This is a genomic window from Streptomyces sp. Xyl84 (assembly GCF_059731885.1).
In genome coordinates this window covers 1,271,885-1,291,633 of sequence record NZ_AP029183.1, presented here as the reverse complement: position 1 = coordinate 1,291,633, position 19,749 = coordinate 1,271,885, and the positions used below count along the sequence as shown (strand labels likewise).

The window sequence follows — 19,749 nt, the reverse complement described above, 5'->3', positions numbered from 1 at the left end:
CCGGGGGTTCCGGGGCCGCCGCGGCACGCGGCTGGAAGGCGGGGAACGGGGGGAAGGCCGGGGAACGGCGGGAAGGCCGCGGGACGGCGAGAAGCCCTGGGGACGGCGGGAAGGCGTGACGCCGCGTGGGTGGGCCGACCGGCATCCGGGAGGGGGCGGGGCGACGGGGCGGCTCTCGCGCGGGGCCGGGCCGTCGTGCGGCGCGGCGTGCGCCGCCGGGCTGAGGAGTGCGGTCGCCAGGACGGCGACCGGCATCGGGAGGGAACGATTCGGCGTTCTCGTTCGAGGGACAGGGCGTCTGGCGCGCGCCGGGTGGGGCATCGCTGTCACTGACCGCACTTGGTTCGGCAGAGAGAGATCACCGTGACACTTCGCTCCCTCACCGCGGCCGCCGGCGCTGCCTGCGGTGCCCTCGTCCTGCTTCTGGCCGTGCCCGGCTCGGCCGCCGCGGCGACCGGCCAGTTCCGCTACACCTACACCACCGCCGAGGGGTACGAAGCCGTCGGCTTCCTGAACAACCCGGAGAGCGGCACCTGCATCAACCTCCCCGCGCCCGGCGCCGACCCGGACGCCGTCTCCCGCGCGCCGAAGAACCGTACGGACGCCACCGCCACCGTCTTCCTCGACGCCGACTGCGAGGGTGACACGTACTACGTCCTGCGCCCGGGGGCGGGTGCGTCCGACCGTCTGCTCCTGCGTTCGGTCGTCTTCTCCTGACCGCCTGACCAGACCTGACCAAGCCTGAACAGACGTGAACAGGCGCTGCGGTGCTCCTGGGAGCCACCGCCGCCCCGTTCGGCAAGGGCGCTCTCCGCCGGGACGGTTCCGGGGCCGGCGGAGGGCGCCGCCGCGTCCTCCGTCCGGTGTTTCTATCTCCCGTCCGGGTTGTTCCTAGAATGGCCGGGTGGAGGACATCGACGCGATCGCGGTGCTGCAGGATCCGGTACGGCGTCGCCTGTACGAGTACGTGGTGGCCCAGGGCCGGGAAGTCGGCCGCATCGAGGCGGCCGAGGCGGCCGGGGTGGCGCGCACGCTCGCCGCGCACCATCTGGACAGGCTGACGGAGGCCGGGCTGCTGGAGAGCGGCAGCCGCCGCCTGACGGGCCGCTCGGGGCCGGGGGCGGGCCGTCCCGCCAAGGTGTACACGCGGGCGCGGGCCGAGCGGTCGGTGTCGCTGCCCGGCCGCGACTACCGCACCGCCGCCGAACTGCTCGCCGAGGCCGCCGAGGAGGCCGGGATCGACGCCGGGCTCTGCGCGGCCGCGCGCCGCCGGGGCGAGGCCCTGCGGGGTTCGGCGAAGCCCTGCGGCGGCCTCGAAGAGGCCATGGAGATGCTGGCCGCCCGCGGCTACGAACCGCACCTGGAAGGCGGCGAGGACGAGGCCCCGGACAGCAGGAAGGGCCAGGGCTCGGACGGCACGGGGGGCACGGCAGGGGCGGCCTCGCGGATCGTGCGGATGCGCAACTGCCCCTTCCACGCCGTCGCCGAGCGCTTCCCGCCGCTGGTCTGCGGCATGAACCTCGCCTTGCTGGAGGGGCTGCTCGGGACGGACGGACCACTGCGTGCGCGCATGGACGCGCGGCCGGGCGAGTGCTGCGTGGTGGTCGAGTCTCCCGCGGACGGGTCCTCAGCAGTCGGGCAGCAGGCGGTCCTGGGTATCCGGGCACCAGGCGGGTCCCCGGTGGACGGGCAGCAGGCGGAGCCTCGGCGGACCGGGCCTCCGCGGACCGACATCTAAAAACAATCACCATTGACATAGAAAAACGGGGCGTGCTGAGATGAGGTCATGACCGCATCCGGGCATGCCGCCCACCTCCACCTCGCCCAGCTCAACGTCGCCACGCTCCGCCACCCCCTCGACGACCCGCGCACGGCGCCGTTCGTCGAACTGCTCGACCCGGTCAACGCCGCCGCCGACAAGGCGCCTGGCTTCGTGTGGCGGCTCGTGGAGGAGGGGGCGGCCGACGCCACCGGCCTGCGCCCGGCGGGCGAGGGCGTCATCGTCAACCTGACGGTGTGGCAGTCCCAGGAGGCGCTGTGGGACTTCACCTACCGCAGCGGCCACCTGGAGGCGATGCGACGGCGCCGCGAGTGGTTCGAACGGCACGTCGAGGCGCACCTGGTGCTCTGGTGGGTCCCCGCCGGTCACCACCCGACCGTCGACGAGGCCCTGGAGCGTCTGGCGGAGCTGCGGGAGCACGGGCCGGGGCCCCGGGCGTTCACCTTCGCCTCCTCCTGCACGGCGGCCGAGGCGGCCCGGCACGCCGCGACCGCCGAGCACCTTCAGGCCGGCCGGCACCTCCGTACCGCCGAGCACCTTCCGGCGACCCAGCCCCTTCCGGCCGGGCAGGCACGGCACGAGCCGGCCGGCGCGGGCGGGCGACCGGCGGCGGCCGGGGGCACGGCACCGGTGTAGTACGGCAACGCCCGGGCCGCGCAGGTCACTTGCCGGCGGAGGCCACCAGCTCCCGCACCTTGTCGACGTCCCCGCAGCGCTCGTCGAGATACTTGGCGCGCGCGGCCCGGAACGCCTCGCCGAGCTGGGACCGGCGGTCGGCGGCGACGTTCTCCCGAGCGTCGTTGAGCAGGGTCCGCTCCTCCTCGTCGGCGTGGTGGTTGACCGCGGTGACGAGTTCCTCCAGTTTCTCGTCCCACTCCTCGGAGCCGGTGTCCTCCACCTCGAGCAGGGCGAGCAGGGCCTCGTTCGCCTCATGGTGCTCGTGCACACTGTGGTCGACGTCGTCGCCCTCCACGTTCTTGTAACGCCGCAGGGCGGGATAGACCTCGTCCTCCTCCGCGGAGGCGTGGGCGATGAGGAGCTGGGCGAACTCCCCGAGCGCCGCGGCCCGGTCGGCCTCCGCGTTGCGCATGGTGCGGAAGAGATCCTCCATCCGCCGGTGGTCCTTCAGGATCAGTTCGACGACGTCCGTGGACGGCACAGTGACTCCCCACTGCTCGGTGACAACGTTCCGCCCCCGCGGATACCCCCGTCGCCGCGATCGAGACCTGCCACCCGAGCGGGTGCCCGCCCCGGCGGCGAGGAGCGGTTCACCGGCCGCCAGGGACCGAACGCGCGGCAGGGGCGAGGCAAGCAGCCAGAGCACCGACAGCGCTCCCCCGACGGCGGCCGCAGAAGTCACCGCGCGCATGGCCTTCAGGCCGCTGTGATCTTGTCTCCCCGCACCAGCGTCCGTATCAGCGCAGCCCCCGTCAGCACCGCCGTGAGGTGCAGGGTCACCGCCAGGGCGGCGTTCTCCGGGTAGTGGACGTCGCTCGGGTGGGCCAGGGTCACGTACACCGTGGCCGGCAGGCGCCAGCCGCTCCACGCGAACATCGAGCCCGATCCCAGCCACGCCGTCGCGAGCAGGAGCGGATACGACAGCCGGGCCGGCCGGCGTCGGCGCAGGGTCAGGACGGCGGCGGACGCGGCGAGCGCCCAGCAGGCGCTGACGCCGACCAGTACGTGCCGGCCGGCCGGCCGCTCGTCGGGGTCCGCGATGCCCAGCAGGCCACCGGCCGCCCAGTAGAGCCACACCGAGCCGGTCAGGGCGCCGGTCACGACGGGCCACCACGGCCCTGACGAGGCGCGGGGCCCGGTCCGTCGCGGGCGGCGCAGCGCGTGGGGCCGGCGCCGCCGCAGGTAGGCGGGGAACGCGACGGCCAGTGCGAGCCCGGTCGCCACGAAGCTGCACTGGAGCAGGACCGCCTCCCAGCCCGGCATCACCGCGGCACCGTCCGACTGCCCTGAGCCTGCCGGGCTCCGGGTGCGGGAGTCCACGAGGGCGCTGACGGCCACGAACGGCAGGATCGACACCAGGAAGCCCGAGCCGGCCCAGGCGACGAACCCCACCAGCCGGCCGGGGATCCGCATTCCCCAGGGGCGTACCAGCGCCAGCCCGAGCGTGATCCCGGCCGCGGCCATGCCCATCGTGACGGTGTTGAGGACGAGCCAGCCGCCCAGGCCGAACCCGTTGCCGACCGGAAGCAGTCCCAGCAGCGAACCGGCCACCCACGACACCTTGACGACCAGGTACGGCACGAGGGCCGCCGCCGCCCCGTACGCCGCCGCGCGCCCGATCCGGTCCCCACGCTCCACCGCGCCTCCCTCCGCCGGGACCCCATCCTCCGGCGCCCGCGCCGCCGTCCGCGTCAGCCCCCGGGCGCATCCCGCTCCCCCGCACGGCTGGCCCGCCCTCCGCCCCGCGGACCCCCTGCGCCGCACGGGGCCGGGCGCGGAGCGTCGTACGACCGGGCCGTGGAGCCGGCCGTACACCGGGGCGTGACGCGGGGTGTACAACCAATTCGCCTCGCCGGCGGTCGGACTGGCGAGGACGCACCAGGTGGCGTCCCGGTCCGTTCGTGCAGGAGGAACGTTTCTTGTTGTCCCGACACCCCGATCGGCGCCGTCTCGGCGCCGCCATCGTCACTGTCCTGGCCGTCACACTCACCACGGGCCCGCTGGCCGCGGCCCCGGCGGGCGCGGCTCCGGCTCCCGTGACGGCGGGGGCGAGCGGCCTGCTCCCGATGGTCCCCGGCGCCCGGCTCGCGTCCGCGGGTGCCCTGGGCTTTCTGACGTACGTCCCGCACGACGGCGAGGACGGGAAGCTGCGCTGGACCCCGTACGCGGGCGGGGCCACGCGCGACACGGTCTACGACGCGGTCGACGACCTCGCCGACGCCTCCGGGGACACGGTCGTCGTCACCAGCGGCGACACGTACGGGACCAAGGTCCTGGACATGTCCACCGGGACCTCGTTCGGCATGAAGGAGGTCGACGACGGTCTGGACAGCCTCTACGGGGGCACCGCGGGGCCGGCCCTCTTCGTCCGCGGGGCCACGAAGCTGTGGCTGGAGACCAGGGACGCCGAACCGCGGCCGGTCCAGGGCATGCCGGAGGGCGCCTCCTACGACCGGGTGCGGCCGGGGGACGCCACGCACGGCCTGCTCAGCGTCAGGACGGCGCAGGACGGGCAGCGCTTCGGCCTCGTCGGCCTGAGAGACGCCACCCTCAGCTTCCCCTACCCGCAGCAGGCGCGGAACCCCGTGGTCTCCGGCAACCGTCTGGCCTGGGTGGAGGACGACACCGCCACGAAGACCCTGCGGGTGGTCGTCCGCGACCTGACCACCGGCGCCGAGACGGCCGTCGCCGTGCCGGGGACCACGGCGGGCGGGAGCCTGGAGTTCGGGCTGCTCGGCGACTGGGTGACCTACGGGACCACGGCCCTGCACATCAGGACCGGCGAGAAGGTCCAGCTCCTCGACGGCGCGGACGTCTCGTCCGCCACCCCTGACGGCGCCGCGCGGATCGTCCAGGGCAGCAGCACCGCCCAGGGCAAGGGCTTCTACCGCGTCTCGCTCGGCACGGACGGCCGGCCGGTAGTGCGGCTCCTCGCCCACGCCGGCACGCCCACCTCCGCCCAGCACGACATCGACGGCGACGGTCTCGCGGACCTGCTGGGCCGGGACTCCTCGGGGGTGCTGTGGCGGGACAGCGCCCAGGACGGACAGCCGCGGGCGCGGATCGGCGGTGGCTGGCAGACCTACGACAAGATCGAGAACGTCGGTGACATCGCGGGGCCGAAGAGCCCCGGCTTCACTCCCGAACTCGTCGCCCGCGACAAGGACGGCGTGCTCTGGCTGTACTCGGGCCGGGAGGACGGCAACTTCTCCCCGCGCGTGCGGGTCGGCCCGGGCTGGCAGACGTACGCGCACATCACCGGCGGCAGCGACCTCACCGGCGACGGCCGCCCCGACGTCGTCGCCATCGACAAGAGCGGCGACCTGTGGCTCTACCGCAGCACCGGCAGCACGTCCCGCCCCTTCGAGGCCCGCGTGCGCATCGGCCACGGCTGGGACATCTACAACCAGCTCAACGCCGTCGGGGACCTCGCCGGAAGCCCCGCCGGTGACCTCGTCGCCCGCGACAAGGACGGCGTCCTGTGGCTCTACCTCGGCAAGGGCGACGGCACCTACGCGCAGCGCACGAGGATCGGCGCGGGCTGGCAGGTCTACTCCCAGCTCGTCGGCGCCGGTGACGTCGACCACGACGGCAAGGCCGACCTGTTCGCGTACCGCCCCGACACGAGCACCGTCTACCTGTACTCCGGCACGGGCGACGCCACGCGGCCGTTCGAGGCCCGCACGGTCTCGGACGCCCACACGGGCCACGCGTACAACCACATGAGCTGACCCGGAGGCCGGCTGCCGCTCCGGGCATGACGTGCCGCCCGTCCCGCCCGGAGCGGCACCGGCACCGCGGGCGCCGGTGGGCTCCCCCGGCGCCCGCCCCCGTCTTCCGGCCCACGCGGCACGCCACCCACGCGGGCCGGCCCCTCGCCGCCCGGGCCGCCCCTCGCCGTCAGGGGCGCGCAGCCGCAGGCACCCGCGCGAGCACGAGGTCGGCCAGTTCCGGCGGGGCCAGTTCACCGTCCAGGAACACCGTGTCCCGCGGGAGCACGTCGACGGCCGCCAGACAGGCGGGGATCCGGGCCTTGCACCAGGCGCGGATCCGCTCGTCGCCCGCCGGGTCGCCGGGTGTGAAGGACCGGCCGTCGATGCGTGCGGCCAGCACGCCGGGAGGGACCTCCAGGAAGAAGTGGAGGACCTCCACGTCCGCGTCCGCGAGCGTGCCGAAGATCTCGCCCACGTACGCCGGATCGACCAGGGTCATCGGCACCAGTACCGGCCGCCGGTACTCCTCGACCAGACCGACCGCCAGGGCGGCCACCTGGCGGCGCCACAGCCGCAGATCCTGGAAGTCGCCGGTCGGCACCTCCACGATCCCGCGGAGCACGTATCCGACCGTCTCCGGGTCGAACACCAACGCCTGCGGCCAACGGGACCGCAGTTCCTCCACCAAGGTGGTCTTGCCACTGCCGAACGCGCCGTTCACCCAGACGAGCACAGGCTTCTCCTTCACCACGGACAGGGCCGGGCCTCTCAGGCCGGGCGGTGGAACGTCCCGGGTACGGGCCCGCGGAAGCTCCGGTACCCGGCGGGCAGACGGCACGGCCCGGAGGTCGTGACCGTCGTGGTCCTGACCTGCGCGTCGGCGATGGTGACCACCCGCGGACCGCCGCCGGCCGGACCGGCCTCGACGGACACGGCCCGGGTGCCGGCCGCCGCTACGGAAACGGCCCCGGCCGGACCAGCCTTGACGGTCACGGCCCGGGTACCGGCCGGACCGGGTTCCACGGACACGGCCCGGGTACCGGCCGCCGCCGTGGAGTTCGGGCCGGCGCTGGACGCCCCGCACACGCTCGCGAGGAGCGCGGCGGCGGAGGCGAGCACCGCGGCGGCGGAGACGTGACGGCGGTTCATGAAGCGTCCTCTGCTGCGAACATCGGCTGGCACCCGGACAGAGCGCGGACCGACGGCGCGCGTTTCACCGGTCGTCGACTGTGACGGGACGGTGACAACCGTCGGGCCGTCCGACGGCCGGGCCGCCCCGCCGTCGGCACCTTTCCGCGCGAGAGCGGGGCACGCTTCCGGGGTGGGGTGTGGCCGCGCGGGAAGAGCTACGGTGCCGGGGGTGCGGTGGATGCAGCGGCGGTGCAGGGCACACCCGGCGCGCGGCCCCGCTCTGCGCCAAGTTGCCTTCCTTGCCTCAGCAGTTGGCGCTGTAACGGACGCATCCGACCGGTGGGCGGTGACTGCGGTCCCAGTCGTGCTGCGCGGCCGTCAGCACTCCGCCCGCCAGGAGCGCCGCCAGCAGGTGCGCGGTGACCGTCCATCGGGCGCGGAAGACGGCCGCGAGAAAGGCCACCACGAGTACGGCGACCAGCAGTGTCCGTACCCGCCCCATCTGGGCGAGGGCGGCTGCGTCGAACTCCGCCTTGTCGCCCTGCGCCGCCCAGACGTCCAGGCCGTAGCCGTAGACGGAGTCCAGCAAGAGCCAGGCGGTTTCCAGCAGGAACAGCGGGATCGCGAGGGCGAGGTCCACGCCCGGGCGCGTCCGCTGCGACCAGGGGCGCCGGCGTCTCGGGGCCGCAGGAGGGTCCGCCATGGGTGCAGGCTGCCGTGACCACGGGGCGGCGCGCATGAGTACCCGTAGTCACGGCCGGTGTCCGGTCGTCCGGGCCGGACGGACCGCGCTCCGTGCGGCCGGCCGCACGGGCCCGCCGGCGTCGACGGGAAGGCGCTCATAAAGGAGTTGACCAGGGAAGTCACACTGCTACGGTGGCCCGATGGCATCGGTCAAGCAGTTCCAGGTCACCTTCGACTGCGCGGATCCCGAACGCGTCGCCCGCTTCTGGTGCGAGGTGTTGGGCTATGTCCTCCCGCCTCCGCCGGACGGATTCGCCACCTGGGACGATTTCAACAGCTCGCTCCCGCCCGAGGAGCGCGGCGCATGGTCCGCCTGCAAGGATCCCACGGGCGTGGGCCCGCGCATGTACTTCCAGCGCGTCCCCGAGGGGAAGGTCGCCAAGAACCGGGTGCATCTCGACGTGCGGGTCGGCACCGGACTCGTGGGTGAGGAGCGCCTGGCCACGCTGCAGGCCGAGTGCGAACGCCTGATCGCGCTCGGCGCGGTACGCCTGCAAGTGCTGCTCGCCGACGAGAACAACGAGTCCTGCATCCTGATGCAGGACATCGAGGGCAACGAGTTCTGCCTCGACTGACCTCCCTCCGGGACGGCGACGTCCCGGGAGCAGGAGCCCTTCACCCCGCTGCGGGGGGGAGGGCTCCTGTCGTTCCTCCTGTCACTTCCCCGCCAGGAGTGCGGCGACATCGGCCGCCGGCCGGCCCGTGTGGAGGCTGATCAGGTCGGCGATCAGGTCGTCCAGGGGCGGCCAGGGGATGTCCCCGTGGTCGTTGTAGAGGCTGATCAGGCCGTGCATCGCGGTCCAGAGCATGAGTCCGGCCTGCCACTGCCGCTCCGCCGTGGAACCGCGGCCCCTTCCGCCGGCGGCCGCCAGCGAGGCGACGACCGACTCCAGCAGTTCGGCGCCGGCGCCGTGCGCGGACCCGGGGACGAGGTCGGCCGGCATCCGCCCGCCGAAGAGCGTCCGGTAGTGGCCGGGCTGCTCGACTCCCCAGTGCACGTACGCGGCGCACCGGGCGACGAGGTCGGACAGCGGGTCCGGCGCGGAGCGCGCGGCCTCCTCCATCAGGCCGGCCAGTTCGTCGTAGCGCAGGCGCAGGACGTGCTCGATGAGCGCACCCAGATCCGCGAAGTGACCGTAGATGCTGGCGGGTGCCACCCCGACCTCCCGCGCGACCTGCCGCAGTGTGAGCGTCTCCGGCTGGTCGAGGGTGGCCAGCAGCTTCGCCGCGGCGTCCACCAGCTGGGCCCTGAGCACCTGTCCCTGCCCCCGCGGATTGCGGCGGCGACGGGCGGGGGCGGCTTCCGGCGCGGTTCCCTCGTCGGACGACACGTTGCCCCTTCCCACCAGTGCGAACCGTTCACCAACAGGTGTTCATGCTACAGCGCCGGGCCGCCTTGACAGCCGTAACCAACAGTCGTTTACTCATCTCACCAACAGTTGTTCAGTCAAGGACGGACCACCATGCGCATCGCGATACTCGGCGCCTCCGGCAGGGTCGGCGGCCTGCTCACCACCCAGGCCCTGGAACGAGGGCACGAGGTCGTCGCCCTCGTCCGCACCCCGGGCCGGGTCACCGTGCCCTCGCGGGAGCGGGTCGACGTGCGGCAGGCCGACGTCTTCTCCCCGCAGACCTTCCCCGGCCTGGACGACGTCGACGTGGCCGTCTCGGCCATCGGCATCGGCAAGAAGGACGGGCCGGGCGCACTGGTCGCCGGGGCCGGGCTGCTCGCCGCGGCGCCGGTGCGCACGGTCTGGCTCGGCGCCCTGGGGTCGGGGGTGTCGACCGGCGCGGGCGGGCGGATCTACCAGGCGGTGATGCGGCTGGCCGTCGGCAAGGAACTGGCCGAGAAGGCCGAGGCCGACCGGATCGCCCTGAACGCGGGCGCCACCGTGTTCCACGCGCCGGACCTGACCGACGGTCCCGTCAGCCCCGGACGCCGCGTCGTCCCGCTCGCGGAGCTGCGCCGCCCCCTGCTGCCGCCCAGGATGTCCCGCGCCTCCGTGGCCGCGCTCATGCTGGACGAGGCCGAGTCGGCCGGCCACGCCGGTGAAGTCGTCGTGCCCCTGGGCTGACCACCCGCCGCACGGGCGCCGGTCCGCCCGCCGCCGGCCCGCCGCCGCCGGCTGCCCGCTGCCTGCCGCCCGCCTCTTCCGCTCATGCCTCCTGCCTCCTGCCTCCTGCCTCCGCAGGGGGTGACCGGCGGGGACGGACGCGGTCATGTCCGCGGTGCACCACCGGGGCAGGAGGAGACCGCCGAAGCGGTGGCCGCGCAGGGAGACGGCCGGTCTCCCGCCCGAGGTCAAGGAGACGAGCGCTCGCCCCGGCGCCCGTCGCCGTCCGGGCCCGCCGGCCGCCGGGGTCCCGCGGGACGGCTCGCGTGCGGTCCCCCAGAGCGGCTCGCGGGCGGTCCTTCCGGGCGGCTCGCGGACGGTCCCTCCGCAAGGCTGACGTGCGGATGTGCTTCGAGGGCGGCGGCCACGAAGGACGCGACCAGCGGGCGGCGGTCCTGCTCGTTCCAGGCGAGCACGAGGCGGCTGGGCGGCGCGTCGGTCACCGGGACGCCGACCAGCCCGGCCGGGACCGGTTCGACCAGCGAGCGGGGCAGGACCCCGATCATCCGGTTCATCGAGACCATGTGCAGCATCTGGACCACGTCGGCGACCTCGGGACCGGTGCCGTCACCCCCGGGGACCCCCTTCCAGCGGGGCAGCGTCTCTCCCTCCAGGTCGGACATCCGCGCCGCCGCGCGCCCGGCCAGCCGGTGCCCGGCCGGGACGACGACCAGGCGGTCCTCGGTGTGCAGCGTCTCGTGCGCCAGGCCGTCGAGGTCGTCGAACGGCACGTAGAGCAGGCCGACGTCGGCCCGGCCGTCGTGCAGGAAGTCGGCACGGTCGGCGGGGCCGCTGAAGAGGATGTCCACCCGGCGGGCGTCGGGCTGGTGAGCGTACCCGGCCAGCAGCCCGGACAGCAGGCCGGCGTCGCCACCGGGTTTGAGGACGAGCCTCAGCGGGGCCTCGGTGTCACCGGCGCGCCGGGCCCTGCGGACGGCGGCGGCGACCGCGTTGAGCGCGTGCCGCCCGTGTTCCAGCAGCGCCCGCCCGGCCGGGGTCAGCTCGACGCGCCGGCTGGAGCGGACGAACAGCGCCACGCCGAGGCGGCTCTCGGTCCGCCGGATCGCCTTCGACAGCGCCGGCTGGGCGATCGAGAGCCGGACGGCGGCCCGGCCGAAGTGCAGTTCCTCGGCGACCGCGATGAAGTACTCCAGCTCCCGGGTCTCCAGTTCACTCATGCCACCAGGTTATCGCCCGATGTCCAACCGGTCTTGGACGTGCACGGCTGCGGGTGCCGAGAATTGCTGCATGATCCAGCACACCATGATTGTCTCCTTCGACGAGCCCCTTCCTTCGGGGACCCTCGATCAATACCTGTCAGACATCGAGCGGGTGATGCGCGCCACCGGGCTCGTGGAGTCGGTCGTCACCCGCCGCCACCTTCCCGTCCCCGGTGAAGAGGCCATCCCCGCACTGATCGGGTCCGCGATCGTGCAGGTCGCCGTGGCCGACCTGGACACGCTGGCGAAGACGTTCACCGCGCCCGGCCTGCACGAGGTCATCGGCCGCTGGCAGTCCCGGCACCCGTATCAGGTCGCCTGGGCGAACCACGAGGTACTGGCATGAGCGGCGGGTCCCGCAGGGCGGGGCTGGTCACCGGGGCCGGCAGCGGGATCGGCCGCGCGGCGGCGCTGGAGCTGGCCCGCGGCGGCGCGGCCGTCGCCGTGCTCGACATCGACGCTGACTCGGCGGCGGAGACGGCCGGGCTGATCAGGGCGGAGGGCGGTGAGGCGCTGGCCGTGACCGTCGACATCGCCGACGAGCGCTCGGTGCGGGAGGCCGTGCAGCGCACGGTCGCGGCGTACGGCGGTCTGCGGTTCGCGGTGAACAACGCGGGTCTCGCCTCGCACCACCGGCAGCTCGACCAGATGTCCCTGGAGGAGTTCGAGCAGGTGGTCCGGGTCAACCTGGCCGGGACCTTCCTGTGCATGAAGCACGAGCTTCCCCTGCTCGGGGACGGCGGCGCGATCGTCAACGTCGCCTCCAACGGAGGCCTGTACGCGATCCCGACCGCACCCGCCTACGTCGCCGCCAAGCACGGCATCGTCGGGCTCACCAAGGTCGCCGCGGTCGACTACGCGCCGCGCGGCATCAGGGTCAACGCCGTCTGCCCCGGACCGACCCGCACGCCCGGGTTCGAACGGGTGGCGGCCGGCACCGATCTGATCGCGCTCCAGGAGTCGATCACACCGCTCGGCCGGATGGCGACCCCGGAGGAGGCCGCGGCGGCGGTGGTCTGGCTCTGCTCGGACGCCGCGTCCTACGTCACCGGGATCGCGCTGTCGGTCGACGGCGGCCGACGGGCCTGAGCGCCGTCACGACCGGGCGACGCCCGGCCTGAAGGCCTCGGTGCAGCACACGCCCTGGACACCTGGGACACATTGGACGCCTGGGACGCTTGGGACCGCCCCGGGCCCCCTGGGCGTACCAGGCGTCCAAGGCGTGCCCAGGGTGTGTCCAGGGTGTGTCCAGGTTTCTCGGCGGTTCCGGCCGTCCTGCGCGTGTCCCGGCTGCCGGGTGTGTCCCATGTCCCCCGGCCGGCCCCGCACGGCGACGAGGTGACCGCCCCCGGCCGGCGACATCGCTACGCCCGCCGGACAAGCCTTGCGCACCTCGTCTCCCTGATCATCCGTCTCGTCCCCGCCCACGTGGCGACGGCGCCGGCGGCACGGTGCCTCGGCCCTGCTGCGTGCCGGGGCCTATGCCGGGTGAGTACGCGTGCTCAGGCGGCGGGGCCGGCCGGCTTCCTAGTCTCGGCGGCATGCAGAGGGATCACGCCGATCGCGGCACCGGCCTGCGGGTCGGCATCACAGGGGTGGCGTCGTGCCTGCCGGAGGCCGAGGTGACGTCCCGGGAACTCCAGGAGCGCGTCACCGCGGCCTGCGGCATCACGATGCCGGCGCGCATGCTGGAACGGGTGACGGGGATCGTCGCGCGGCGGACCGCGCGGCCGGACGAGTACGCCTCCACGCTCGCCCTGCGGGCCGCGCGCACCGCGCTGGAGCGGGCCGGGACAGGACCGTACGACATCGACCTGCTGGTGTTCGCCTCCGCCACCCGGGACGTGGCCGAGCCGGCGACCGCACACATCGTGCAGGCCGCGCTGGGCTCCCGGGCGCACGCGCTGGACGTGACGAACGCGTGCAACAGCTTCGTCAACGGCATCGACACGGCACGGGCGATGATCCTGGCCGGCCGGGCCCGCCGGGCCCTCGTGGTCACCGGCGAGACACCGAGCCGCGCCGTGCGGTACGCGCCGGTCGGCCCCGGGCAGCTCCGGGACGGCTTCGCCGGCTACACCTTCGGGGACGCGGGCGCCGCGGTCGTCCTGGAGGCCGTGGAGCGGGGCGGCATCCTCGACGTGGACACCGAGACGCACTCGGAGCACTGGGCGGTCGGCGGCATCTTCGGCGGCGGTTCGCGTCATCCGCGCGGTGACGAGCACACCTACTTCCGGGGCGACGGCGCCGAGTTGCGGGAGGTGTTCGAGAAGGTCGGCACGTCCGTGCTCGACCGGACCAGGCAGCGCACCGGTCTGGACTGGGACGACTTCCGGCACGTCCTGGTGCACCAGGTCACCGTGCCGTACCTGGAGCGGTTCGTGGAACTGACCGGGCTGCCCCGCGACCGGCTCGTCGTCACCGTTCCCGCACTGGGCAACATGGCCAGCGCCACGCTGGGCGTCCAACTCGACCTGGTGCACGCCGGGTTGCGGGCCGGGGACCGGGTGCTGTTCGTGGGCCTGGGCGGCGGCGTGAGCATCATGACGATGGTCTGGGAGAAGGCATGAGCGCGCTGTGGGTCGTCGTGCCCGCCCATCAGGAGTCCGCGCGGCTCGGTGCCACGCTGGACGCGCTCGCCGCCCAGACCGACCGTGACTTCACCCTCGTCGTCGTCGACAACGCCTCCACCGACGGCACGGCGGCGCTCGCCCACGCCTTCGCCCGCCGGGCACCGTTCCCGGTGCACGTGCTGCACGAGGCGGAGAAGGGGGTCGGGTGCGCCGTCGACACCGGGTTCCGGTACGCGATCGCGCACGGTGCCGCCCTGCTCGCGCGGACCGACGCGGACTGCCTGCCGCGGCCCGGCTGGACGGCCGCCGCCCGCGCCGCGCTCGTGCGGGGCAACGGCCTGGCCTGCGGGCGCATCGACGCCCGCCGCGACGAGCACGGGCCGCTGGGACGGGCCGCGTTCCGCACCCTGGTCCGCGTCGCCGCCTGCTTCGGCCGGCTGAGGCCGGCCCACCGGCGCCGCCACGGCTACCTCGCCCCCTACCGGATGCACGCCGGGAACAACATGGCCGTCACGGCCGCGCTGTACGAGGCCGTGGGCGGTATGCCGCGCCGCCCCTCCCCCACCGACCGGCTCTTCCTGAACCGGGTGCGCCGCCACACCCGGGCCATCGTGCACGTGCGCGCCATGGTCGTGGAGAACTCCACCCGCCGGCTGCGCGCGTACGGTCTCGTCGGCACCGCCCGCTGGTACCTCGACCGGGGCCCGGGCCGGCACGGGGAGGACCCGCGCTGATGTCCGCCGCCCTCAGCTCCCCCGGCAGCCTCGACGCCCTCGCGCGCGGCCTGCGCCGAGACCCGCACCGCCCGGCCGTGCTCACCGCCACCCGCACGGGCGCCGTCCGCGTCGGGGCCACCCGCGGCGACCTCGCGGACCTCACCGAGGTCTGCGCCGCGGCCCTGCACGCCCGGGGCGTGGGCCGCGGCTCCACCGTCGGCGTCGCCGTGCGCCCCGGTCCCCGTGCCCTCGCGGTCATGCTCGCCCTGCACCGCCTCGGCGCCCGCGCCGCCGTACTGGACCCGGGCGCGGGTCCGGACGTGCTGCGCTCCCGGCTCGCCCTGGCCCGTCCCGAGCTGGTCCTGGCCGACGCCGCCGCGCAGGCCGTGGCAGGCTGGGCCCGGCCGCTCGCCCGGCGCGCCCGGCTGGCGCTGCCCGACCTCGCCGCGCTGGGCCCGGTGGCCACGGTGGGCCCCCGGCTGCCGGGCTGCGCCCCGGCCCTGGACACCACGGCCCGCTCCACGGTGCTGCCCCGCCCGGTGGACGAGGACGGGGACGCGGTCATCGTGTTCACCTCGGGCACCACCGCGCGGCCCCGTGCCGTGGTGCACACCCGGTCCTCGCTCGCCGCGGGCATGGCGACAGTGGCCGGCCTGGTCGGGCCGGAGGCGGGGCTGCCGGTCCTCGGCGGCACCTTCTTCGTCCTCGTCCCGTCCCTCGCGAGCGGCGCGCCGGTGGCGCTGCCCGCCCGCGCCCCGCGTGTCCTGGCCCGGCAACTGCGCCGACTCGCGCCGCAGGCCACATACCTGACGCCGCCTCAGCTGAGGTCGGCGCTGGCGGCGGGGGCCCGGTTCACCGGGCGGGTGTGGACGGGTTCGGCGCCGGCCGGCGCGCGACTGCTGGGCCGGGTCAAGGACGCGGGCGCCCGCGAGGCCTGGGGGGTGTACGCGCTGACCGAGCTGTTCCCGGCGGCCGCGGTGGAACACGCCGACAAGGCCGCCCACACGGGCGACGGTGACCTGGTCGGCCACCCGCTGCCGGGCGTGAGCGCCGAGGTGGACGCCTCGGGTCAGCTGCTGCTGTCGGGCCCGGCGGCCCGCGACCGCTGCCTGGGCGAGGACCCGGACCCGTGGATCGCCACCGGCGACCGGGCCCGGCTGGCGGAGGGCCGGATCGTGCTGGAGGGCCGCACCAAGGACATGGTGCTGCGGCGCGCGGAGAACATCTATCCGGGTCTGTACGAGCCGTCGCTGCACGTGCCGGGCGTCGAACTCGCGCTCCTGGTCGGCGTACCGGCCGGGGACGGCGACGAACGGCTGGTCGCCCTGGTGCAGCCGTCCGAGGGGGCCGGCCGCGCGGCGCTGCGGACCGCGCTGGCCGGACCGCTGGAGCGGATGGGCTCCGCCCGGCCGGACGCGGTGCTGTTCGCCCGGATCCCGCTGTCCGGGCGCTCCCGCAAACCCGACCGGGCCGCCGCCGCCCGGCTCGCGGAGCGGCGCCTCGGGCAGCGGCACGCGGCCGGGCGGCGCGCCCGCGAGCAGCGCCCCGGCGAGCGGGGAGGGGGGCGGGGATGAGCGCCGGCACGGACGCGGTACCCCTGTGGGTGGTGGTTCCGGCGTACAACGAGCAGGCGGGGATCGGCGCCACGCTCGCGGCGCTCGCCGCCCAGACCGACACCGGCTTCGCGCTGGTCGTCGTGGACAACGCCTCCACCGACGCGACCGCGGAGGTGGTGCGCGCCTTCGCCGCCGGGGCGCCGTTCCCGGTGCACCTGGTCCATGAGGCCGAGCCGGGCGCCGGGGCCGCCGCCGACACCGGGTTCCGGTACGCCATCGGGCGGGGCGCCACGCTGCTGGTGCGCACCGACGCCGACTGCCTGCCCGCCGCGGACTGGGTCGCGCGGGCGCGCGCCGTGCTCGGGCGCGGTGCGGAGCTGGCCTGCGGCCGCAGCGTGCCGCGCCGCGACGAGCACCCCTCGTTCGCGGAGCGGTACCTGCTGCCCGCGGCGGTGCGGGCGAGCGCGCTGTACGGCCGCTGCCGGGCGGCCCACCGCGATCCCCGCTACCGGGCGCCCTACGTACTGTGCCACGGCCACAACCTGGCGGTCACGGCCGCGCTGTACCTGCGCTGCGGGGGCGCTCCGCGGGTGCCGCTGGGGGGTCCGCCCGAGGACGTCGTGCTGCTCAACCGGGCCCGCGAACACAGCACGCGGATCGTGCGCGCCGAGCGGATGGTGGTGCAGGCCAGCCTCCGCAGGCTCCGGGCCTGGGGCGCGCGCCGCACCCTGCTGTGGCACTGGGACCGCCGCTACCGACCCGCCGACCTGCGAAAGGTGCATGTGCGATGACTGCCGCGTCCGGTACGACCGGGACGGACCTCACGGCCGGTACGGCCCTCAGCGCCGGTACCGGCTTCACGGCCGGTACGGGCCACACAGAGGGTGTTGACCGAATCGGCGGTACGGACCACACAGCGGGTGTCGACCGAACCGGCGGTACGGATCCCACGGCCGGTACAGACCTCGCGGCTGTTGCGGACCGAACCGCCGTTGCGGATCGCACGGCCGGTACGGCCCGAACCGCCGGTACAGACCTCACCGCCGGCACGAGCCTCACCGCCGGTACGGCCCTCTCCGCCGGCGCGGACCTCTCGGCCCTCCCGGCCGGTGCGGACGGCCCGTCCGCCTCGGCCGCCTCCGACGTCCCGTCCACCGCGGCCGCCTCCGACGTCCCGTCCACCGCGGCCGCCTCGGACGGCCCGGCCCTCGCCACCACCTCGGACGGCCCGGCCCCCGTGGCCGCCTCCGAGGGGCCGGTCGTCGGGGCCGGTGTGCGGGCCGCCCGGTGCCGGGACCGGCGGGTCTACACCCGGTCCCATCCGGTGCTGTTCGCGCTGCTCGCCGTCGCGCGCCGCCGGGGCGCGGTGACCCGGCTGGGCGGCGGCACGGTGCTGGTGCACGGCGGCGACGCGTACCGGCAGGCCCTCACCCGTGTTCCGCTGGACCGCGCGGCGGCCGGCACCACCGGTGGCGCGGTGCGCGAACTGTCCGGCGGCGGAGCCCTGTTCGACCAGGAGGGCGCCGGGCACCGTGCCGCACGGCGCGCCGTCCTCGACCCGCTCGGTGCGGCCGGCACCGAGCGGCTGCGCCCGGTGTGGCTCGAGGTCCTGGACCGCCGCCTGGCCCCGCTGGGCGCGGGCCGCGCCGTCGACCTCGTCCCGCTCGCCCGTGAACTGGCCGGCGCCACGGTCCGCGCGCTGCTGGAGGTGAACGCCGGCCCGGAGCGGATCGCCGGGGCCGCCGCGCGGGCCGCGGCGACCGCCGTGCGCGGCCATCTGCCCGGGTTCCGGCCGCCGGGCAGCGCGCGGGCCGCCGCCGAGGCCGCCGCCCGGCTGGCGGCCCTGCTCGCCCCTGACGCCCCGCGGGCGTCCGACGGGGAGCCGGGCCTGCGGGCGATGCTCGCGGTCGCCGCCGTCAACACCACCGTGGCGGCCCTGCCCCGCGCGGCCGCCTGGTGCGCGGACGCGGCGCTGTGGGACCAGGCGGCCGACGACCGGCTGCGGCCCGCCCTGGTGGGCGAGCTGCTGCGGGTCACCGCGCCGTCGCCGCTGCTGCCGCGTGTGGCGGCGGCCGGCGCGGATCTCGGCGGGTGCCCGGTGCGGGCCGGGGACCGGCTGGTCCTGGTGGCCCGGCACGCCGCGCGGGCCCATGCCGATCCGCCGGACGCGCTGTGCCCCGCGCCGCCCGCGGTGGCCCGCCTGGTCTTCGGGGCGGGACCGCACACCTGCCCCGGCGCCCGGCTGGCCCGCGCCCAACTGGACGACGTACTGGCCGCGTTGGCCGCGTACCGGCCGGTCGTGGTGCGTGCCCGCGTGGACCGGCGTGCCGCGCTGCCCGGCTGGCGGACGCTCACCGTCCGGGCCACCAGCGGGACGCGGGAGGGCCGGTGACCACCGTCGCGGTGACCGGGGCGAGCGGCTTCTGCGGGGGCCGGGTGGCCCGCGCGGCGGCCGCCCGGGGGGACGAGGTGCTGTGTGTGGGGCGGCGTCCGGGGCCCGTCGGGCGGCACGTCGTGTGGGACGCCGCCCGCGAGGTGCCGGACCTCTCCGGTGCCGACGTGGTGGTGCACTGTGCGGCGGCGGTCGGTGACCCGGTGCCCGGCTCGCGCGCCGAGGCGCTGATGCGGGCGGTCAACGTGGACGGCACGGCACGGCTGCTTCAGGCGGCGACGGGCCGGCCCGTGGTGTGGGTGAGCAGCGCCAGCGTGTACGCGCCGGGCCCCGGCCGTGCCCGGCTCACCGAGGACCATCCGGTGCGCGGCCAGTTGAACGCGTACGGCCGGACCAAGGCGGCCGGCGAGGCGCTGGCGCTGGCCGCCGGGGCCGTGGTCCTGCGGCCCCGGGCGGTGTACGGCGCCGGGGACCCGCATCTGGTGCCCCGGCTGCTCGCCCGGGTCCGGCGCGGGCTGCTCCTGCTGCCGGGGCCGAGCGTCCCGCTGAGCCTGACGGCCGTGGAGAACCTGGCCGCCGCCTGCCTCGCCGCCGCCGGCTGGCCGCCGGGCGCCTACAACATCGCCGATCCGGTGCCCTACGACCGGGACGCGGCCGTGCGGGCGGTCCTGGCGGCCCACGGCGTGCGGGCGAGGATCCGCCGTGTGCCGCGCCCCCTCGCCCGCACGGTGGCGGGGGCCGTCCAGGCACTCGGCCGGCTGCGTCCGGAGCGGGAACCGTTCCTCACCCCGTACGCCGTCGACCAGCTCGCCGCGCCGGTCGTCCTGGACGTGTCCCGCGCGCGGTCCCGGGGCTGGCGGGCCGGCCGCGACCTCACCCACTACACCGGCGAAATCACCGCCGCCCGCGCGGCGGAGGGCGGCCGGACGCGGGGGCGGCGGTGAAGGGCGCGTACGGGACGCCGAGGGCGCCGGCGCCCCCTGCCGTCCTCCGGGCGAGGTCCGGGGCCCCCGTCCTCCGGGCGAGGCCCGGGGCCCGGACCCGTGGCGCGGGACCGTGGCGCGGGACCGCCGCCCGGGACCGCGGCTTCAGCGGCACAGGCAGGGGCGGTGGCGGGGGCGCCGCAGGTCCT

At 75.7% G+C, this 19,749-nt stretch carries 20 protein-coding genes and 1 pseudogene; 14 read left to right on the top strand and 7 right to left on the bottom strand.

Translation table 11 applies throughout. The annotated features are described in order from the left end of the window. The first annotated feature begins 363 nt into the window (after positions 1-363). The 3 genes and pseudogenes from AC6I72_RS37025 to AC6I72_RS37015 form a co-directional block, all read left to right on the top strand. A complete protein-coding gene (locus tag AC6I72_RS37025) occupies positions 364-717 on the top strand; it encodes a hypothetical protein (protein ID WP_498006118.1) in 354 nt (117 codons plus the stop codon). 187 nt (positions 718-904) lie between these two features. Next, positions 905-1,738 (top strand): helix-turn-helix transcriptional regulator, encoded by an 834-nt coding sequence (locus AC6I72_RS37020; RefSeq protein WP_498006116.1) that lies wholly within the window; start codon positions 905-907, stop codon positions 1,736-1,738. A 48-nt stretch (positions 1,739-1,786) separates the two neighbouring features. Then, positions 1,787-2,263, top strand: a pseudogene (locus tag AC6I72_RS37015) (DUF3291 domain-containing protein); the annotation flags it as partial. 178 nt (positions 2,264-2,441) lie between these two features. Here the strand turns inward: AC6I72_RS37015 and AC6I72_RS37010 are convergent. After that, on the bottom strand, positions 2,442-2,939 hold the full coding sequence (locus AC6I72_RS37010; protein WP_498006114.1) for a hemerythrin domain-containing protein: 498 nt from the start codon (positions 2,937-2,939) through the stop codon (positions 2,442-2,444). Positions 2,940-3,154: 215 nt separating this feature from the next. Further along, positions 3,155-4,096: a hypothetical protein gene (locus AC6I72_RS37005; protein ID WP_498006113.1), complete on the bottom strand. Its 942-nt coding sequence runs from the start codon at positions 4,094-4,096 to the stop codon at positions 3,155-3,157. A gap of 284 nt (positions 4,097-4,380) precedes the next feature. On the opposite strand from AC6I72_RS37005, the gene AC6I72_RS37000 reads away from it, so the two are divergent. Then, positions 4,381-6,189: an FG-GAP repeat domain-containing protein gene (locus AC6I72_RS37000; RefSeq protein WP_498006112.1), complete on the top strand. Its 1,809-nt coding sequence runs from the start codon at positions 4,381-4,383 to the stop codon at positions 6,187-6,189. Between the two features lie 169 nt (positions 6,190-6,358). Here AC6I72_RS37000 and AC6I72_RS36995 read toward each other — a convergent pair whose 3' ends face one another. From AC6I72_RS36995 to AC6I72_RS36985, 3 genes are all read right to left on the bottom strand, one after another. Further along, entirely contained in the window at positions 6,359-6,904 is a 546-nt protein-coding gene (locus AC6I72_RS36995) for a P-loop nucleotide/nucleoside kinase family protein (protein WP_498006110.1), read from the bottom strand. Positions 6,905-6,939: 35 nt separating this feature from the next. Further along, complete coding sequence (locus tag AC6I72_RS36990) at positions 6,940-7,320, bottom strand: hypothetical protein (RefSeq protein WP_498006108.1); 381 nt, start codon at positions 7,318-7,320, stop codon at positions 6,940-6,942. A 286-nt stretch (positions 7,321-7,606) separates the two neighbouring features. Beyond that, entirely contained in the window at positions 7,607-8,005 is a 399-nt protein-coding gene (locus AC6I72_RS36985) for a DUF6234 family protein (protein WP_498006107.1), read from the bottom strand. 181 nt (positions 8,006-8,186) lie between these two features. On the opposite strand from AC6I72_RS36985, the gene AC6I72_RS36980 reads away from it, so the two are divergent. After that, positions 8,187-8,621, top strand: a complete 435-nt coding sequence (locus AC6I72_RS36980; protein WP_498006105.1) for a VOC family protein — start codon at positions 8,187-8,189, stop codon at positions 8,619-8,621. Positions 8,622-8,702: 81 nt separating this feature from the next. Here the strand turns inward: AC6I72_RS36980 and AC6I72_RS36975 are convergent, their stop codons facing one another. After that, positions 8,703-9,377, bottom strand: a complete 675-nt coding sequence (locus AC6I72_RS36975) for a TetR/AcrR family transcriptional regulator (RefSeq protein ID WP_498006103.1) — start codon at positions 9,375-9,377, stop codon at positions 8,703-8,705. 132 nt (positions 9,378-9,509) lie between these two features. Here AC6I72_RS36975 and AC6I72_RS36970 point away from each other — a divergent pair, with 132 nt between their 5' ends. Then, positions 9,510-10,121, top strand: coding sequence for an NAD(P)-dependent oxidoreductase (locus tag AC6I72_RS36970; protein WP_498006102.1), 612 nt, complete (start codon positions 9,510-9,512; stop codon positions 10,119-10,121). Positions 10,122-10,348: 227 nt separating this feature from the next. Here the strand turns inward: AC6I72_RS36970 and AC6I72_RS36965 are convergent, their stop codons facing one another. Beyond that, the gene (locus AC6I72_RS36965; RefSeq protein WP_498006101.1) at positions 10,349-11,338 is read right to left on the bottom strand and encodes a LysR family transcriptional regulator; all 990 of its coding nucleotides are present in this window, start codon (positions 11,336-11,338) and stop codon (positions 10,349-10,351) included. 70 nt (positions 11,339-11,408) lie between these two features. Here AC6I72_RS36965 and AC6I72_RS36960 point away from each other — a divergent pair, with 70 nt between their 5' ends. The 8 genes from AC6I72_RS36960 to AC6I72_RS36925 all read left to right on the top strand — a co-directional run bounded on the left by AC6I72_RS36960 (position 11,409) and on the right by AC6I72_RS36925 (position 19,561). After that, positions 11,409-11,726, top strand: coding sequence for a hypothetical protein (locus tag AC6I72_RS36960; RefSeq protein ID WP_498006099.1), 318 nt, complete (start codon positions 11,409-11,411; stop codon positions 11,724-11,726). Further along, complete coding sequence (locus tag AC6I72_RS36955) at positions 11,723-12,469, top strand: SDR family NAD(P)-dependent oxidoreductase (RefSeq protein ID WP_498006098.1); 747 nt, start codon at positions 11,723-11,725, stop codon at positions 12,467-12,469. Before AC6I72_RS36960 ends, AC6I72_RS36955 begins: the two co-directional genes overlap by 4 nt. Positions 12,470-12,921: 452 nt before the next feature. Beyond that, positions 12,922-13,950, top strand: coding sequence for a 3-oxoacyl-ACP synthase III family protein (locus tag AC6I72_RS36950; RefSeq protein WP_498006096.1), 1,029 nt, complete (start codon positions 12,922-12,924; stop codon positions 13,948-13,950). Beyond that, on the top strand, positions 13,947-14,687 hold the full coding sequence (locus AC6I72_RS36945) for a glycosyltransferase family 2 protein (protein WP_498006095.1): 741 nt from the start codon (positions 13,947-13,949) through the stop codon (positions 14,685-14,687). The genes AC6I72_RS36950 and AC6I72_RS36945 overlap by 4 nt, the downstream gene beginning before the upstream one ends. Continuing rightward, positions 14,687-16,243, top strand: coding sequence for a class I adenylate-forming enzyme family protein (locus AC6I72_RS36940; RefSeq protein ID WP_498006093.1), 1,557 nt, complete (start codon positions 14,687-14,689; stop codon positions 16,241-16,243). Before AC6I72_RS36945 ends, AC6I72_RS36940 begins: the two co-directional genes overlap by 1 nt. Continuing rightward, complete coding sequence (locus AC6I72_RS36935; RefSeq protein ID WP_498006091.1) at positions 16,240-17,016, top strand: glycosyltransferase family 2 protein; 777 nt, start codon at positions 16,240-16,242, stop codon at positions 17,014-17,016. Before AC6I72_RS36940 ends, AC6I72_RS36935 begins: the two co-directional genes overlap by 4 nt. After that, entirely contained in the window at positions 17,013-18,617 is a 1,605-nt protein-coding gene (locus AC6I72_RS36930; protein WP_498006090.1) for a hypothetical protein, read from the top strand. The genes AC6I72_RS36935 and AC6I72_RS36930 overlap by 4 nt, the downstream gene beginning before the upstream one ends. After that, complete coding sequence (locus AC6I72_RS36925; RefSeq protein ID WP_498006088.1) at positions 18,614-19,561, top strand: NAD-dependent epimerase/dehydratase family protein; 948 nt, start codon at positions 18,614-18,616, stop codon at positions 19,559-19,561. The genes AC6I72_RS36930 and AC6I72_RS36925 overlap by 4 nt, the downstream gene beginning before the upstream one ends. Positions 19,562-19,749: the final 188 nt, after the last annotated feature.

Excerpts from the sequence above, each read along its gene's own strand:
- AC6I72_RS36935 (WP_498006091.1), top strand. The coding sequence starts at position 16,240 with ATGAGCGCCGGCACGGACGCGGTACCCCTGTGGGTGGTGGTTCCGGCG.
- AC6I72_RS36930 (WP_498006090.1), top strand. The coding sequence starts at position 17,013 with ATGACTGCCGCGTCCGGTACGACCGGGACGGACCTCACGGCCGGTACG.
- AC6I72_RS36940 (WP_498006093.1), top strand. The coding sequence starts at position 14,687 with ATGTCCGCCGCCCTCAGCTCCCCCGGCAGCCTCGACGCCCTCGCGCGC.
- AC6I72_RS36965 (WP_498006101.1), bottom strand. The coding sequence starts at position 11,338 with ATGAGTGAACTGGAGACCCGGGAGCTGGAGTACTTCATCGCGGTCGCC.
- AC6I72_RS36990 (WP_498006108.1), bottom strand. The coding sequence starts at position 7,320 with ATGAACCGCCGTCACGTCTCCGCCGCCGCGGTGCTCGCCTCCGCCGCC.
- AC6I72_RS36970 (WP_498006102.1), top strand. The coding sequence starts at position 9,510 with ATGCGCATCGCGATACTCGGCGCCTCCGGCAGGGTCGGCGGCCTGCTC.
- AC6I72_RS36960 (WP_498006099.1), top strand. The coding sequence starts at position 11,409 with ATGATCCAGCACACCATGATTGTCTCCTTCGACGAGCCCCTTCCTTCG.
- AC6I72_RS36955 (WP_498006098.1), top strand. The coding sequence starts at position 11,723 with ATGAGCGGCGGGTCCCGCAGGGCGGGGCTGGTCACCGGGGCCGGCAGC.
- AC6I72_RS36980 (WP_498006105.1), top strand. The coding sequence starts at position 8,187 with ATGGCATCGGTCAAGCAGTTCCAGGTCACCTTCGACTGCGCGGATCCC.
- AC6I72_RS36985 (WP_498006107.1), bottom strand. The coding sequence starts at position 8,005 with ATGGCGGACCCTCCTGCGGCCCCGAGACGCCGGCGCCCCTGGTCGCAG.
- AC6I72_RS36950 (WP_498006096.1), top strand. The coding sequence starts at position 12,922 with ATGCAGAGGGATCACGCCGATCGCGGCACCGGCCTGCGGGTCGGCATC.
- AC6I72_RS36945 (WP_498006095.1), top strand. The coding sequence starts at position 13,947 with ATGAGCGCGCTGTGGGTCGTCGTGCCCGCCCATCAGGAGTCCGCGCGG.